The sequence below is a fragment of the Pseudomonas sp. Seg1 genome, from assembly GCF_018326005.1.
Taxonomy (GTDB): domain Bacteria; phylum Pseudomonadota; class Gammaproteobacteria; order Pseudomonadales; family Pseudomonadaceae; genus Aquipseudomonas.
In genome coordinates this window covers 3077834-3092616 of sequence record NZ_AP021903.1, presented here as the reverse complement: position 1 = coordinate 3092616, position 14783 = coordinate 3077834, and the positions used below count along the sequence as shown (strand labels likewise).

11 protein-coding genes are annotated in these 14783 nt (G+C 57.9%); 2 read left to right on the top strand and 9 right to left on the bottom strand.

The genetic code is table 11. The annotated features are described in order from the left end of the window. Nucleotides 1–80: 80 nt before the first annotated feature. The 5 genes from KI231_RS13700 to KI231_RS13680 form a co-directional block, all read right to left on the bottom strand. A complete protein-coding gene (locus KI231_RS13700; protein ID WP_213028584.1) occupies nucleotides 81–1544 on the bottom strand; it encodes a serralysin family metalloprotease in 1464 nt (487 codons plus the stop codon). A 467-nt stretch (nucleotides 1545–2011) separates the two neighbouring features. After that, nucleotides 2012–3097: a polyamine ABC transporter substrate-binding protein gene (locus KI231_RS13695; RefSeq protein WP_103304961.1), complete on the bottom strand. Its 1086-nt coding sequence runs from the start codon at nucleotides 3095–3097 to the stop codon at nucleotides 2012–2014. 58 nt (nucleotides 3098–3155) lie between these two features. Further along, the gene (locus KI231_RS13690; RefSeq protein ID WP_093431317.1) at nucleotides 3156–3500 is read right to left on the bottom strand and encodes a cupin domain-containing protein; all 345 of its coding nucleotides are present in this window, start codon (nucleotides 3498–3500) and stop codon (nucleotides 3156–3158) included. A gap of 54 nt (nucleotides 3501–3554) precedes the next feature. Further along, on the bottom strand, nucleotides 3555–4961 hold the full coding sequence (locus KI231_RS13685) for an NAD(P)/FAD-dependent oxidoreductase (protein ID WP_103304962.1): 1407 nt from the start codon (nucleotides 4959–4961) through the stop codon (nucleotides 3555–3557). Nucleotides 4962–5013: 52 nt separating this feature from the next. Beyond that, a complete protein-coding gene (locus KI231_RS13680; protein ID WP_103304963.1) occupies nucleotides 5014–5829 on the bottom strand; it encodes an AraC family transcriptional regulator in 816 nt (271 codons plus the stop codon). A gap of 263 nt (nucleotides 5830–6092) precedes the next feature. On the opposite strand from KI231_RS13680, the gene KI231_RS13675 reads away from it, so the two are divergent. Continuing rightward, nucleotides 6093–6365: a DUF1652 domain-containing protein gene (locus tag KI231_RS13675; protein ID WP_103305046.1), complete on the top strand. Its 273-nt coding sequence runs from the start codon at nucleotides 6093–6095 to the stop codon at nucleotides 6363–6365. A 50-nt stretch (nucleotides 6366–6415) separates the two neighbouring features. On the opposite strand, the gene KI231_RS13670 is transcribed toward KI231_RS13675, so the two are convergent. Further along, nucleotides 6416–8839 (bottom strand): UvrD-helicase domain-containing protein, encoded by a 2424-nt coding sequence (locus tag KI231_RS13670; RefSeq protein WP_213028583.1) that lies wholly within the window; start codon nucleotides 8837–8839, stop codon nucleotides 6416–6418. 329 nt (nucleotides 8840–9168) lie between these two features. Between KI231_RS13670 and KI231_RS13665 the strand changes: the two genes are divergently transcribed. Further along, on the top strand, nucleotides 9169–9864 hold the full coding sequence (locus KI231_RS13665; protein ID WP_213028582.1) for a pirin family protein: 696 nt from the start codon (nucleotides 9169–9171) through the stop codon (nucleotides 9862–9864). A 76-nt stretch (nucleotides 9865–9940) separates the two neighbouring features. Here KI231_RS13665 and pgm read toward each other — a convergent pair whose 3' ends face one another. The 3 genes from pgm to KI231_RS13650 form a co-directional block, all read right to left on the bottom strand. Next, nucleotides 9941–11587 carry a phosphoglucomutase (alpha-D-glucose-1,6-bisphosphate-dependent) gene (gene pgm / locus KI231_RS13660; protein WP_103304966.1) on the bottom strand — a complete coding sequence of 549 codons (1647 nt, stop codon included), beginning with the start codon at nucleotides 11585–11587 and terminating at the stop codon, nucleotides 9941–9943. Between the two features lie 105 nt (nucleotides 11588–11692). Continuing rightward, complete coding sequence (locus KI231_RS13655; protein WP_103304967.1) at nucleotides 11693–13093, bottom strand: aminotransferase-like domain-containing protein; 1401 nt, start codon at nucleotides 13091–13093, stop codon at nucleotides 11693–11695. 49 nt (nucleotides 13094–13142) lie between these two features. Continuing rightward, on the bottom strand, nucleotides 13143–14597 hold the full coding sequence (locus KI231_RS13650) for a hypothetical protein (protein WP_213028581.1): 1455 nt from the start codon (nucleotides 14595–14597) through the stop codon (nucleotides 13143–13145). Nucleotides 14598–14783: the final 186 nt, after the last annotated feature.

Below are 14783 nucleotides of genomic sequence, written 5' to 3'. Positions count from 1 at the left end.
CCGGCGCTTAGCCTTGCCCACCGGGCTGAACGATGCAAGCGAAGAAAGCGGCGCATCACGCGCCGCTTCCCTGTTTCACATCAAGCCACGATGTCGCTGGTCGCTGCCTGGCCAACGGTGCTGACCTGGAAGTCGGCCACGCCGTGCCCGGAGAAGTCCACCGAGAGCAGGCTGTTGCCGCCCGACGAAGTCAGAATCGCATCGCCGGCTGCACCGGTGAAGCTGCTGACAAAGTGCAGGCCGGCGCCGTTGGTGATGCCGGTCAGATCGATTTTGTCCAGACCGCTGACGAAATCGAGGATCTGATCGATCGCACCCGGCTTGGAGTCGGAGCTGGCTGCGAACACGAACGTGTCCGAACCCGCGCCGCCCCACAGCTTGTCGGCACCGCCAGCCCCGTAGAGGATGTCGTTGCCGGCACCGCCCTTCAGTTCGTTGGCCACGCTGTTGCCGATCAGCAGATCGTTGCCCGAACCGCCGATGGCGTTCTCGATAATGGCGCCCTTAGCGATGGACACGTTGCCCACCAGGCCGCCAACGTCGGAGAACGAGGCGTCATTGAGGTTGATCTTCTGGTTCTGGGTGAAGCCCGAGAAGTCCAGAGTATCCTTGCCGCCCGCATCCCACACCGAGAACACCAGCTTGTCTGCCGACGACGAGGCGCTGAGGTGATCACGACCGGTGTTGGAGTTGAAACCGTAGGTAGTGTCACCGGTACGGGTGGTGGTGTTGGCACCGTAAAGCTTCTGGATGGCAGCGATATCGTCCATCAGCGGGCCGGAGGCATAAGCTTCTACGCCGCCCTTGCTGAAGTTCTGATTGGTGTTGCTCTCGCTCCAGTAACTCATAAGGCTGTAACCGCGGGTGTCTTGCCCGTAGGAAGCATCCTTGTAAGTCGGATTGCCTTCGCCGGCGTTGTAGTCGCCAGGGTGAGACAGGCCCAGGGTGTGGCCGATTTCGTGGGTCAAGGTCTGACGCCCGTAGTTGCTCAGGCCTGGGGTCTTGTTGACGTCGTAGCCACTGCCGGTCAGGTACCAGGACTGGCCGTCATAACCTGGCTCGGTGCCCGGCAGGAATGCAAACGCTGCCGCGCCTTCCTGGCCACCGCTGTAGTTACCGAAGGTCATGTGACCATCGCCGCCTCGGGCAGCTTCGGTGAACGTCACATTGGCAACATCGGCCCAGGATTGCATGGCGAGCACGGCCTGGGCTTTCTGCAGGGCGCTGAACTGACTGAAACCGGTGACCCCGAGGCCGCTGAAGTTAGCGGTTTTGGCGGTCAGAAAGGTGTAGGTCAGTTCGATCTTGCCGCTGTGATCCAGGTCGTTCCAGTGGGCACCATCACGCAGCAACTGAGTCGCAGCCTGATCCACGGAGAACGACGGTTTGCCATTGACCGTGAGGTTGCCGCCACGATCGTATTGGTGGCTGAAGCTATTGATCTGGTTCCAGGCAGAGCTGGTTGCAGCCAGAGGTTGCGGCGCTACCGACAGCAGAAGAGCCTGTTCGGCAGTATCAATAGCGTTAGCTTTAACTTTCGACATAAACACACTTCCTTGTTTAGCAATGGAACAGTTTTTGTCCGATAGCGACAACCCCTGGCGAGATTGTCCTATCACTCGCCCAATGAAGGCGTAAGAAACCTGACACAATTTGAAATCTGTCGTAAAGGATTTTTTTGAGATCAAATTGAACTGTTCCGGGAAACTCCCGTAAACAAAGCGTGCGCTGTGGGAAGAATGTTTTAGACGGTGATTTTTTGCCTAATTGTCTGACGATTTTCTATTTAATTATTAAATATGGGTAAGTTGTTTTTTGTTAGGCGCGTCTCACTTCGCTGCACTTTATTAGTGCGTGCCAGCGCATTGATATCAACTATTTCAATACTCGAAAACCAATGTGGGAGCGGGCTTGCTCGCGAAGGCGTCAGGTCAGTCAACATTGAAGTCGAATGACCCTCCGCTTTCGCGAGCAAGCCCGCTCCCACAGGGATTTATCAGCGATACGGTTATCAACTACCGGTGCGAATCTTGTTCCATACCCGCGTACGAATCCGGTCGATATTCAGCGGCATCGCTTCCAGCGCGAACAGCTTGCCCATCATCTCCGGGCTCGGGTACACCTTGGTGTCGTTCTTGATCGCCGGGTCGATCAGGCTGTCGGCTTGTTCGTTGCCGTTGGCGTAGTGCACGTAGTTACTGATGCCCGCCATCACGTCCGGGCGCAGCAGGTAGTTCATGAACGCATAGCCGGCCTTTTCGTCCGGTGCATCAGCGGGCATGGCAACCATGTCGAACCAGATAGCCGCGCCTTCCCTGGGAATCGCGTAGCCGATGTCGACGCCGTTTTTTGCTTCCTTGGCGCGGTTCTCGGCTTGCAGGATGTCGCCGGAGAAGCCGACCGCCACGCAGATGTCGCCATTGGCCAGGTCACTGGTGTATTTCGAGGAATGGAAGTAGCTGACGTACGGCCGGACTTTCATCAGCAGTGCTTCAGCCTTTTTATAATCCTCGGGATTCTTGCTGTGATGCGGCAGGCCCAGGTAATTGAGCGCTGCGGGGAGCAATTCCGGACCATTGTCGAGGATCGCCACGCCGCACTTCTGCAGCTTTTCCATGTATTCGGGTTTGAAGATCAGGTCCCAGGAGTCGACCGGCGCGTCATCGCCCAGCACCGCTTTGACCTTGGCGATGTTGTAGCCGATGCCGGTGCTGCCCCACAGATACGGGAAGCCGTGTTCGTTGCCCGGATCGTTGGTTTGCAAGGCTTTGAGCAGCACCGGGTTGAGGTTCTTCCAGTTCGGCAACTGGCTCTTGTCGAGCTTTTTCAGCGCCCCGCCCTGAATCTGCCGGGCCATGAAGTGGTTGGACGGGAACACCACGTCGTAACCGGATTTACCGGTCATCAACTTGCCGTCGAGAGTTTCGTTGCTGTCGTACACGTCATAGGTGACACCGACGCCGGTTTCTTTCTCGAAGTTCTTGGTGGTGTCCGGCGCGATGTAGTCGGACCAGTTGTAAACCTTGACCGTTTCCGCGGCCTGAGCAAGGGAAACGGCGAGCATCAGCGGTGCCAGAGCGAGGGTCTTGCGGATCATGGATCGATTCCTGTGTGGGTTTTCTTTTTTGTTGGCAGGCAATCAAAGGATCAAACAATCAGAAAATCAGCACGTAGCTCTTGCGCACGGTTTCCTGGATATCCCAGATACCGAGCGTGTTGGCCGGCAACATCAGTGCGTCGCCACCTTGTATGTGCAGGGTTTCGCCACCACCGTCGGGGGTGAACGTGCAGCGTCCGGAGATGAAATGGCAGAACTCCTGCGCGGTAATCTGCCGACGCCAGCGGCCGGGGGTGCATTCCCAGACGCCGGTTTCTACGCCGTCGTCGCGCTCGACGCTGGTGGTCGAGGCAATGGCGACAGGTTCGCCGAGGGGCACGGCGACCGGATTGGACTCGTCGAGCTGGAGCGTGGCGGTGTTTTTGAACTGGGTGATGCTCATGGCGTTACCTGTCTTGGGGCTTTGTTGATGGCTTTTTTGGGAGTGCATCGACGTTCAATGCATGAAACCTTCCATGAAACCGGCCACTTGGCTGGCGAGTTTGCGCCGCCATGGCGCGGTCGCCGGGTTGGCCAGGGTCTGGTCTTCATGGACGAAGCTTTTGATGATCGCGTTGTAACCGAGCCAGCGACACGGCTCCGGCTCCCAGGCGCGCAGAGCGTGAATGCCGCCGTCGGGCAGCACCCAGGGCTGGTTAACCAATTCGCTGTCGCGTTCAAGAATCAGATCCGCCAGGGTGCGGCCGCCGAGGTTGCTGGCACCGACACCCTCCCCGCCATAACCGCCGGACAACGCGATGCCATTGGCACGGTCGCAGAGCATGTGCGGCTTGAAGTGTCGGGACATGCCGAGGTTGCCGCCCCAGGCGTGAGTGATCTGCACATTTTTCAGTTGCGGAAACAGTTCGCCGAACAGATAGCGGCGTAGCTCGACCTCATCACGGGTCAGGTCGAAGTTGTGGCGCAACTGGCCGGCAAACTGATAACCGCCACGTGCGCCGAAGATCAAACGGTTGTCGGCGCTGCGCTGGCCGTAAGTGACCTGGCGGCTGAATTCACTGAAGGCCTGGCCGCGATTGAGGCCGATCTCATCCCAAGTGGCGGCAGACAGTGGCTCGGTGGCGACGATCAGGCTTTGCACCGGCAACTGATAGCGACCCAAGGGCGGCAATGTCACCGAATACCCTTCAACTGCCGGAACGATCCAGCGACTGCGCACACTGGCCTTGGCCGTACGCAAGCTACCCGACTGCCAATGGGTGACCGGGCTGTTTTCGTAGATTTTCACGCCCATGCCTTGCACGGTGCGCGCCAGAGCACGTACCAGTTTGGCCGGGTGAATGGTCGCCACATGCGGCGCATAGATGCCGCCGTAGGGTTTGGCGACGCGGATCTGCTGCGCCAGCTGCTCGGGGCTGAGCCAGCGGTAATCGTCGTCGGTCAGGCCTTGGGCATGCAGCTTGGCCAGGTATTCACGCAGGCTGGCTTCTTGCTCCGGGTAACGTGCCGCGCAGTACAGGACGCCGCCCTTGCGGTAGTCGCAGTCAATGCCTTCGCGCTCGAGGACGACTTCCACTTCATCGGGGATGCTGTGCAGCAGGTCAAACGAAGCGCGGCGCTGTTCCGGAGACAACCCGGCAAGCAAACGATCCTCGCCGAGCAGGTTGCCCATCAGCCAACCGCCGTTACGACCTGAGGCGCCGAACCCGGCGGTTTGCGCCTCGATGATGGCGATATCCAGGCCTGGGGCATGTTTCTTCAGGTAGTACGCCGTCCACAGCCCGGTGTAACCGGCGCCGATGATCGCCACATCGACGTCCAGATCCCGCTCAAGCGCGGGCCGCGCGATCAGCGGCTCGTCGAGTTGGTCCATCCATAAACTGATAGTGCGCCATGCTGGCATGCAAGACTCCGCCACTGAAAACCTTCGATGGCGTCGATCCTAGTGCGCGGGCTCAGGGAATGTCTTGCGCGCGTGTCCGCAAAGAAATTTGTTTGACGTAGGCCTTCGGCGACTGCCCGGTGTGCTGACGGAAACAGCTGTAAAACGCCGACAGCGAATTGAACCCGGCCGCGAAGGCCAGCTCATCGATACGCACGGGCGGCGTCGCCGCGTCGAGGGATTTGAGCAAATGCTGCAGGCGCGCCTGATTGACGTAGCGATAGAAGCTCTGCCCCAGCACCTGATTGAGCAGGTAGGAAATCTGATTGCGGCTGTACCCACACTCCTTCGCCACCCGTTGCAGGTCGAGCTCGGGATCGAGATACGGTTGCTGTCGTTCGAAATATTGCTGCAAGTCCTCGGCCATAAAGCTCAATTGGCGCGGCGACAGGCCCAGACGACTGACCGCCGGGCGCTGGCTGGCTTTCTCGTTGTCGCCACTTTGCGCGCGAACCAGCGAGGCGTATTCGTTAACTCGCCAGATCAGCCCGTCCTTGACGGTGATTGCCTCACTGGAGCGGAACGACACCAGCCCGTCACCACCGCGTAGCGTCACTTCGTATTGAATGAACGCGGTGTTGCCGTCCACGCGGATCCGGTCGCAATGCTCGAGCGCTTCGTCGGATTCCCTCGGCATGCTGACCCGCACGTACTCGCGCAACTCGTCGAGACCGAGCACGCGGTTCTGGAAGAAATCGTTGTACTGGATATCCGGGTGGTACAGCGCCATGACGCTGTCGAGGTCGCGGTGTTTCCAGCTCAAGTGATAGCGCATGACCGTGGCAGCCGTGGCCTGGGTCTGGTCTGGGCCGTCATCGTCGGCGTGCATAAAGGGCTCGGCGAAAAAGAATCGAGCTTGCCCAAGTTCGCCACGGGCAGCAATGATTAATCCGTAGTGGCCTTTTGGCGACGATTACGTAGTCCGTGACTTACATCAAAAAATGCGAAGCAATCGCAAAACGAACTGAAAAATCGCACAGAAATTTCACATCCAGATGCTATTTTTAATGGCAGTCACCGGTTGAGCCAATGAAGGCTCTTCCCACCTAACGTGAGCAAAAGGAAGCGCTCGATGAAGAAGGCGGGCAACACATGAACAAAGGGTCAAGCAAAGTCACGTTCCCCAATGCATGCCAGCTGATGCGTTGGCATTTTCATCCCATGGGTTTCGAAGCAACGATGGACGCACCGGGCAGCATGATCGCCCGCCTGTTTGATCGCGCCAGTGGCGAAACCATGATCGCCATCGCCGGCATCCCGTGCGCCACGGTGATGAATGCAGCGGACGTCGAGCGAATTATCGAGGCTGTGGAGGATGAGCTGGAAGCATTCATTCCTCCAATCTCTCTTAGAAGTTACGCATAAACATTTGATTTACAACAAAAAAACCCGCAGATATGCGGGCTTTTTTTGGCTCATGCCATCTTCTTTTCGGGTCGGTGATCGGCGAAGAACGGCTTGCCCCTTGGCACCCGATCGGACGCCCGAGGCATGTTCACCGCCTGCACATCCTGCGGCTCGACGTACCAGTAACAATGACTGACTGCGCGGGTAATGCCGACGTAGGCCAGGCGCAGAATTTCATCCTTCTGGGCGCTATCGTAGGGCTCGCTGTCGCCGCTTTTACCCAACCCGGCCATGCGATAGACCTGATTCTTGTACGGCGAACTGGTCAGGTGCTGGCAGTCACCGAGGAGAAACACCGCGTCAGCCTGCAAGCCCTTGGCGCTGTGATAGGTCAACTGTTTGATGCGTCGGGCTTCGTACGGCAAGCTCGAATCAACATTAACTACAGACTGAATATGCTCTTCAATCAATGACTTATCGCTGCTTTTTCGATAAAGCATCAAGATTGAGTGGCCCCGTCGGTAGTGATCGGCGAGACGCTGCCCCAAGGCTTGGTCGTCACGCTCCAGCACGTTGACGGGCTGTAACGTTTTCGGTTCGCCGCTGGCTTTGGCCTTCTTCCCGGGAATCGCCGGTGCTGCCCGCACTATATGTTCGGCCGCGTCGATAATGTGTTGATGACTGCGATAGTTGTCGCTGAGCATGACCCGCGTAGTGCTCGGCGACGGGAATTCCTTGGTGAACTCCATGAAATAACTCGGCGAACTGCCGCGCCAGCCATAAATCGACTGCCAGTCATCGCCCACGCACAGCAGCGACGAACGCTGCGCACCCCGGCCGACATGCATGGCCGGCCCACGACTACGAATTTCGATGAGACTGGCGCGAATCCACGAGACGATCTGTGGCGAAACGTCCTGGAATTCATCGATCATCAGGTGCGACATCGGTCGCAGCAGCTCATCGCTGAGCAACTTGAGGTTTTCCGGTGAATGCTCGCTGAACAGCGCAAACATGCGGTTATAGGTCATTACCGGTGGTTTCTGGTCGAGCAGATGATCTTCCAGTGCGCGCCAGAACAGACTTAAGGCCTCGAAGAAAAACCGGTCTGGGTCATCCTTGGCGAAGCTCATACGGCCGACGGCGTCGGGTACATCCAGACCCAGGTTCTCGATGAAGCCAGCGGCGGCAACAAAACAGTCGAGCAAAGGCGCTGACGCCAGTTCGCCTTTGACCTTGTAATCGAAGCCCGGGCCTGCACTGGCATCACCCGCCAGAGTGGCCAGTACGCGTTTTGAAGAATCGTAACTATCCAGCCATATCAAAGGCTTACGACAGAAAGCTTGAAACAGGGTGCGCTTTACGGCCCACTCCGCGCGTACGGAAAGCTTGGCATTGGGCCGATTGAGCTGCGGGTTTTCTCGTGGATCGAAACCGAGCACCACCCAAGCGTCGAGGCTGGGAATGTAACCATGACCGTGGAATTTCGCGCCATTGATCTCGAAAGTCTGCCGGTTCGGCTCAATGCCCTTGATCGGCCAGGCACCGGCGCGAAACCACAGATCTTCGATGACGTCGCAGAGTTCTTCGTCGCGCTTGGCAGCGAGTTCGGTGACTGCCATGCGCTTTTGCACATCCGGGTGATCACGCTCCAGCTCCTTGAGCTGCAAGGCTGCCTTGGACAGCGGCTGAATCAACTGGCGGAAGCGCTCGTCCTGAGTGAATAAACGGTGATAGCAGGCGTTGAGCTGTTGGCGTTGAGCGTCATTGATGCGCAGATCGAACGGATTGCTATCGACCTCCTCGTCAGCACCCGGCGCGCGATGGCTGAGGTTTTCAAACGCCTGCAAACGTTCGAAACCCGGCAGGCTGCGGACCATCGGCAGGATGCGCGAGTGAAAGGTCCGCACCAGCTCGCGCGCCTGTTTCAAGCTCAACGCATGGCCCCAGAGCGCGAACAGCTCGATCAGTTTATTGATGAAATCCTTGCGCGACTCGCGGGTAAATGTCACCACGGTCATCGAATCAAGCTCAAAACCCAGATAATGGGTCAGCAACAGAATCCGCAACACCAGCGTGGTCGACTTGCCCGCTCCGGCACCGGCCACTACAGAGGTCGAAGGTGTCTCGCTGAAAATCATCTTCCACTGCGCGGTGCTCGGCTGAGCCTGTGCGGGCAGTAAACGGGCGACATCGGCTTTTATGCGTTTCTTCAATTCAGGCGTCAGCGGCAGACGCCAGTCATCGAACAAGTGATTATCGATGCTCGGCGGACGATGCTCGGTGCTGCGGCTGTCGCGAATCAACAATACCTGCCGGCCTTCTTCCAGACCTTCGAGCTTGCCCTCTTTGTAGCCGTACTCGACACCTGCCGTGTGCCCGCTGCGAAAGCCGTCAGCCTGACCATGCAGCCAGGACGCGCGATGCTGAGCACGCAAACGAGTCAAACCGTGGCCGAAGAAGCGTGCGGCCAGGCGCTTGAACCATGGCATTTCGGCCAGAGGGCGAAGTTCGGGAGGAAGTTCGGGGTGTGTTGCGCCACGCTGACGGGCTCCAGTGTGTAAGGCTGTTGAGGGCTATGGTGTCTGTATTTGCCGTCGAGTTCTAGCGAAATGCTTACAGGTCATTGGTTTAGGCGATGAATTGAAGGTGGGACAAGAGTGTTTCGACGCCACTTTCTATCAAGTTATTCGATGCTGATACCGCAGTTTTTACGCTTTTTATCGATACTTGCCTGATAGATGATCGACGCCATACACCACCGGACTTGCGCCAGATGCGGCCATCGCATCCTCGCGACGAGCCTTTTGAGGAGACGAACATGCTTGAACTCAGACCTTTCAGCTCGCTGGGCGGCGCCCATCATGGCTGGTTGGATGCCCATCACCATTTTTCGTTCGCCGAGTATTACGACCCGCAACGCATGAACTGGGGCAACCTGCGGGTCTGGAATGACGATGTGATTGCCCCCGGCACCGGTTTCCCGCAGCACCCGCATCGCGACATGGAGATCATCACATATGTGCGTGAAGGCGCGATTACCCATCAGGACAATCTCGGCAACAAGGGCCGTACCGAAGCGGGCGACGTACAAGTGATGAGCGCCGGCACCGGCATTGCTCACAGCGAATACAACCTGGAGGCGCAGGACACGAGGATTTTCCAGATATGGATTCTACCGACCGAAACCGGCGCCCCGCCGTCATGGGGTGCGAAACCCTTTCCGAAAGGTCAGCGCGAAGGCTTTGTGACCCTCGCCAGCGGCAAGGACGGCGACGATCAAAGCCTGCGGATCCGCGCCGATGCACGCTTGGTCGCGGCGAACATCAAGGCTGGAGAAACAGCCGAATACCAACTGGAGCCGGGCCGTCGTGCGTATCTGGTGCCGGCGACAGGTGTCATTGAAGTCAACGGCTTGCAGGCACAAGCTCGAGACGGCGTGGCGATTGCGCATGAACAGGTATTGACGGTCACGGCGCTTGAAGACAGTGAGATTGTCCTGGTGGATCTCGCCTGATTTCATCAGTGTTTGAATAAAAAGGGGCAACCGTAATGGTTGCCCCTTTTTATTCAAACACTGATGTCGTTGCGGCTTATTTAGTGCTGATAGCACCATCCACCAGGGTTTGCGCTTCGGCCACCAGTTGCTTGAGGTGGTCGTCGCTGATGAAGCTTTCGGCGTAAATCTTGTAAATGTCTTCGGTGCCCGAAGGACGTGCTGCAAACCAGCCGTTTTCGGTCATCACTTTCAAACCGCCAATCGCTTGGTCATTGCCCGGTGCATGGCTGAGAATGGTCTGAATCTTCTCGCCTGCCAGTTCGGTCGAGGTGACCTGCGCCGGCGACAGCTTGCTCAGCAGCGCTTTCTGTTCCGGGTTGGCCTTGGCATCAACACGCACCGAGAACGGCTCGCCCAGTTCGTCCGTCAGGGCGCGATAGGCCTGGCTTGGGTCGCGACCGGTGCGCGCGGTCATTTCAGCAGCGAGCAATGCCGGGATCAGTCCGTCCTTGTCGGTGCTCCATACGCCGCCATCCTTGCGCAGGAACGATGCGCCAGCGCTCTCCTCGCCACCAAAACCCAACGAGCCGTCGAACAGACCGTCAGCAAACCATTTGAAGCCGACCGGCACTTCATACAGGCGACGCCCCAGACGCTTGGCAACGCGATCGATCAAGCCACTGCTGACCACGGTTTTACCCACGGCCGCATCGGCACGCCATTGCGGACGGTTCTGGAACAGGTAGTCGATGGACACCGCCAGATAGTTGTTCGGCGCGAGCAAGCCACCGGATGGCGTGACGATGCCATGGCGATCGTGATCCGGGTCGCAGGCAAACGCGACATCGAAACGCTCTTTCAGGCCGATCAAGCCTTGCATTGCATGGCTGGACGATGGGTCCATGCGAATCTGACCATCCCAATCAACGGTCATGAAGCGGAAAGTCGAATCGACTTCCTTGTTCACCACGTCCAGGTCCAGACGATAGTGCTCAGCGATAGCCGACCAGTAACGCACCCCTGCTCCACCCAACGGGTCAACGCCCAGATGCAGTTTGGCATCACGAATGGCATCGAAATCGATCACGTTGATCAGATCGGCAACGTAAGAATTCACGTAGTCGTGGCGATGAGTCGTGCTGGCCTTGAGCGCTTGCTCGTAGCTGATGCGTTTAACACCCGCCAGTTTGTTGGCCAGCAGCTCGTTGGCCTTGGCTTCGATCCACTTGGTGATGTGGGTGTCGGCGGGGCCGCCATTGGTCGGGTTGTATTTGTAGCCGCCACTTTGCGGCGGGTTGTGCGACGGCGTGATGACGATGCCATCGGCCAGGCCCGAGGTACGGCCGCGGTTGTAGCAGAGAATGGCATGGGAAATAGCAGGTGTCGGCGTGTATTCATCACCTTCAGCGATCATCACGGTCACGCCGTTGGCCGCCAGGACTTCCAGAGCGCTGGCTCCGGCCGGCGTCGACAGCGCGTGGGTGTCGATGCCGACGAACAGTGGGCCGGTAATTCCCTGGGCTTCACGGTACAGGCAAATTGCCTGGCTGATGGCCAGAACGTGCCATTCATTGAAACTCAAGTCGAAGGAACTGCCGCGGTGACCGGAAGTGCCGAACGCCACGCGCTGCGTGGAAATGGAAGCGTCGGGCTGGCCGGTGTAATAAGCCGTTACCAGTCGCGGGATATCGACCAACAATTCTGCCGGTGCCGGTTTGCCCGCAAAAGGACTGAGAGTCATGCAAAACCTCTGAAATAGAGTGGTTCAGGAATAGAGCGCAGTTTACTGGCAGTTTGACCGCAGCGCGATGGGATCTATCCGAGACTCTCCCGATGTTTTTTAACGTTAATCATCGGGCGCCAGACGCAACGCGTCACCCAATAGCCCGACGACATCGGCCAGATCGTGCTCACCATGGGTCAGCGAACTCAATCGCAGATGGTGCCCATGCAGGCCCTGCAGACTGAACAGCTCCCCAGGTGCAATGACGATCTGCTGCTGGAGCAAACGGTGAAACACGTTGCCCATATTCACCGGTCGCAACGAGCGCACCCATATGGTCGCCCCACCCTGCGATTCGTCGATCGCCAACGCTTCACCCAGTCGCTCGCGCAATAACTCGATTAATTGCGTGCGACGCTCCTTGAGCATTCGGCGCAGCACGGACAAGTGCTGATCCAGCCTGCCGCCGCCCAGCAACCTGGCAATCGCCTTCTGGCGGATCGGCGACAAACGGAACGCACGCAACAGGAAATGGCGTTGCAACTCACTCCGCCAATGGTGAGACAGCACAAAACCGAAAGGCGCCTCTGTACCGACGAACTTCTCGAACGTGGAAAACACCAGCAAGCGATCAGGATCCAGCCAGTCGCGCAAGCGCTGGGAGTCGTTGCCTTCATCGAGTTCGCTATAACAGTCGTTTTCCAGCACCCACGTACCATGGCATCCGAGCAGATGCGCGATCGCCTGTCGATTGGTCCGGGACAGCGGGCTGCCCTGAGGCATGCTCAACGCCGAAGACAACAGGATCAAGCGCACCGGCTCACTCTTGAGCAATGACTCCAGCCGCTGGGGATCAATCACTCCTCCCGTCAGCAGCGGCAGCTCGATGACACGAACTTCAGCAGCATCCAACAGGCGCAAGATCACCCAGTCGCATGGAGATTCGACCACTACGGTGGCCCCACGCAGCTCAAGCACGGAGATCAGTATTTCCAGCACCCCACGCAGATCTGCACCGATATAGACGTCATCGGCATGCCAGCAATTCACCGTTGACGAGGTATAGCGCGCGGCAAGCACCGTACGCAGTTCCAGCTCGCCGCAAGGCTGCGCCAGTAGCTGCGGCTGTCGCGGATATTGGCGCAGCAGTTCGCGTTCAAGTGTCAGTAGCGGACTGTCCAACGGTTGCAGTGAGGCCGGGTCGTCGGCGCTCAACACACACATACCAGGGCGCCTGGCGTTGACATACACAGTTTCAAGCAAGTCACTGCCGCAACCGGGCGACTCCAGAGCGTTCTGCGCTTGCGCGTAGTAACCGGACTTGGCGATTGAATAGACGCGACCTTCTTTTTCCAGCAACGAATAGGCGTACTGGACGGTCGATATAGACACATTGAGTCGATCAGCCAATTGCCGCAACGAGGGCAAGCGCACTGCCGGGCCACCCCCCGCCTCGTCGATTAACAGCGTCAGATAGCGATACACCGCCTGATATACGAAGTCGTTTTCCCGTGACGCTTTCACAAGCCCGCCCCCGTGGGCAAGTATTCATGCTCTGGCAAGTGGCTCACGATCAGCCTTCCGCCGACCGATCGACGTGCTTTCCAGCACCCGCCTCGCCTGAACTTGCAATTTCACCAGGGACGGGCATGCGGATCGGGCCCATGGCGTAAAGACGCACAATCAACTTGACCGGCAAGCCACTGACATCCGTCATCCATTTCAATACCTGATCCGAGGCATGCAGGCCCTGCATCGCCCGATGCAGATCCGGCATGGCCACCAACATGCCTGGATGACAATTGCGCAGAAACCGTTCCAGCCCCGCACCGGCGTCAATAAACGGTGCAAACATCAGGCACGCCAACTGGATCTCGTTGAGTTCAAAATTTTCCAACAGGCAGCCTTCCGCTTGCTGGCGGAGGAGATCGGGGTCCTGCAGATTGCCGAAACTGGCGAGCAATTGTTCACACACCGTTTCAGGCACCTGCTTGCGGCGCATCTTCAGCAAACAGCTTTGCAGGTAATCGCTGATTCCGGCCTCATAGGTTCGCCCCTCGATGAAGCACGCCTGCAATCCTCGCAAATGTGCAGCCACCATTGGCTCTGCGAATTCGTCGTCGCCCTGAGAGAGCGTCAGCTCATCTGCCTGGAAGCCAAGAAAGTCACTGAGCAAAGGCCAGCGTTCTTCGAGCCTGCCGACAATCATGTCGTTGATGTTGATGAAGCCAGTGCGGCGACAAGCTTCGAATTGACCTTCGGGGCGCCACGTCACCCGCTCTTCGTCCGTATAGAACTCGCGGTAATAATCCCCCCCTAGCCCGTCGAGCAACGGAAACAGCGCTTCGTAGCCTGCGGCAGTCACTAACGAATCGGCAATAGCCGCTTTCTGTACGGCGCGACTCAAGCCCTCGAGGAAATGAATCTGGCGGCTCGGACTTTCACTGCCGATCATTGCATCGACGCCGTTGTTCCAGCGGGCGACCTGACCGTAGAACTCTGCGGTGGCCAGATAGGCGTCATCCCACAATTCGAGCGCTTCACTGAAGCTGCGACGATGACCAATGAGCAGCAGGTTGATCCGGTTGGCTTCACGCCCCTCGTCGCAGGCCGGCGCCTGATGGTCGAATGGCAGGACCTGACGATGATCCACCATCACCAGCTCGACACGGGGATCGTCGTAAAGGAACAGTGCGCCGTAGCTACGGTGCATGTTTTGCAGTGCCATTGGGCTGTTGCCGTTCCAGCGCAAATTGGCCACCCGCAATTGGAAGGTGGCGGGGGCACGTCCGGCGATGCTCAACTGCGCCGCCCGGAGCAGCGCCAGCGTGTAACAGCTGTCGCGCGAACCGGTCTGGTTCACCAACACCTTGAAATGACCGATGTTCTCCATGCCGCCCGCGGCCACGGCCAGCCGCTGGATCAATAACTGCAATGCCGTGCGTTCCGCGCGGGAGAAGAAACTCAGCAATCGCTGCAATACTTGTTGGTAGACATAATTCATTGCCTGATCATGGATCGTGCTCATCGGTATTTACCCGGTATAAAAAGTTTCATGACGCGCAGACCGAAATCTCGATCGCACGACAATTCATCAATAAGTAATAGACGCTCAGATGCTAACACTTACAAATCTGTAGTTATTTGAAACACTTGAGCTTTGAAAAGCCCTGAAGTCACTGACAGACAGCCTCAAGCACCTGTAAATGCTGGT

What these genes read in the sequence shown, in the direction of transcription:
- KI231_RS13700 (WP_213028584.1), bottom strand. Translation starts at nt 1,544, where the DNA reads ATGTCGAAAGTTAAAGCTAACGCTATTGATACTGCCGAACAGGCTCTT.
- KI231_RS13695 (WP_103304961.1), bottom strand. Translation starts at nt 3,097, where the DNA reads ATGATCCGCAAGACCCTCGCTCTGGCACCGCTGATGCTCGCCGTTTCC.
- KI231_RS13690 (WP_093431317.1), bottom strand. Translation starts at nt 3,500, where the DNA reads ATGAGCATCACCCAGTTCAAAAACACCGCCACGCTCCAGCTCGACGAG.
- KI231_RS13685 (WP_103304962.1), bottom strand. Translation starts at nt 4,961, where the DNA reads ATGCCAGCATGGCGCACTATCAGTTTATGGATGGACCAACTCGACGAG.
- KI231_RS13680 (WP_103304963.1), bottom strand. Translation starts at nt 5,829, where the DNA reads ATGCACGCCGACGATGACGGCCCAGACCAGACCCAGGCCACGGCTGCC.
- KI231_RS13675 (WP_103305046.1), top strand. Translation starts at nt 6,093, where the DNA reads ATGAACAAAGGGTCAAGCAAAGTCACGTTCCCCAATGCATGCCAGCTG.
- KI231_RS13670 (WP_213028583.1), bottom strand. Translation starts at nt 8,839, where the DNA reads ATGCCATGGTTCAAGCGCCTGGCCGCACGCTTCTTCGGCCACGGTTTG.
- KI231_RS13665 (WP_213028582.1), top strand. Translation starts at nt 9,169, where the DNA reads ATGCTTGAACTCAGACCTTTCAGCTCGCTGGGCGGCGCCCATCATGGC.
- pgm (WP_103304966.1), bottom strand. Translation starts at nt 11,587, where the DNA reads ATGACTCTCAGTCCTTTTGCGGGCAAACCGGCACCGGCAGAATTGTTG.
- KI231_RS13650 (WP_213028581.1), bottom strand. Translation starts at nt 14,597, where the DNA reads ATGAGCACGATCCATGATCAGGCAATGAATTATGTCTACCAACAAGTA.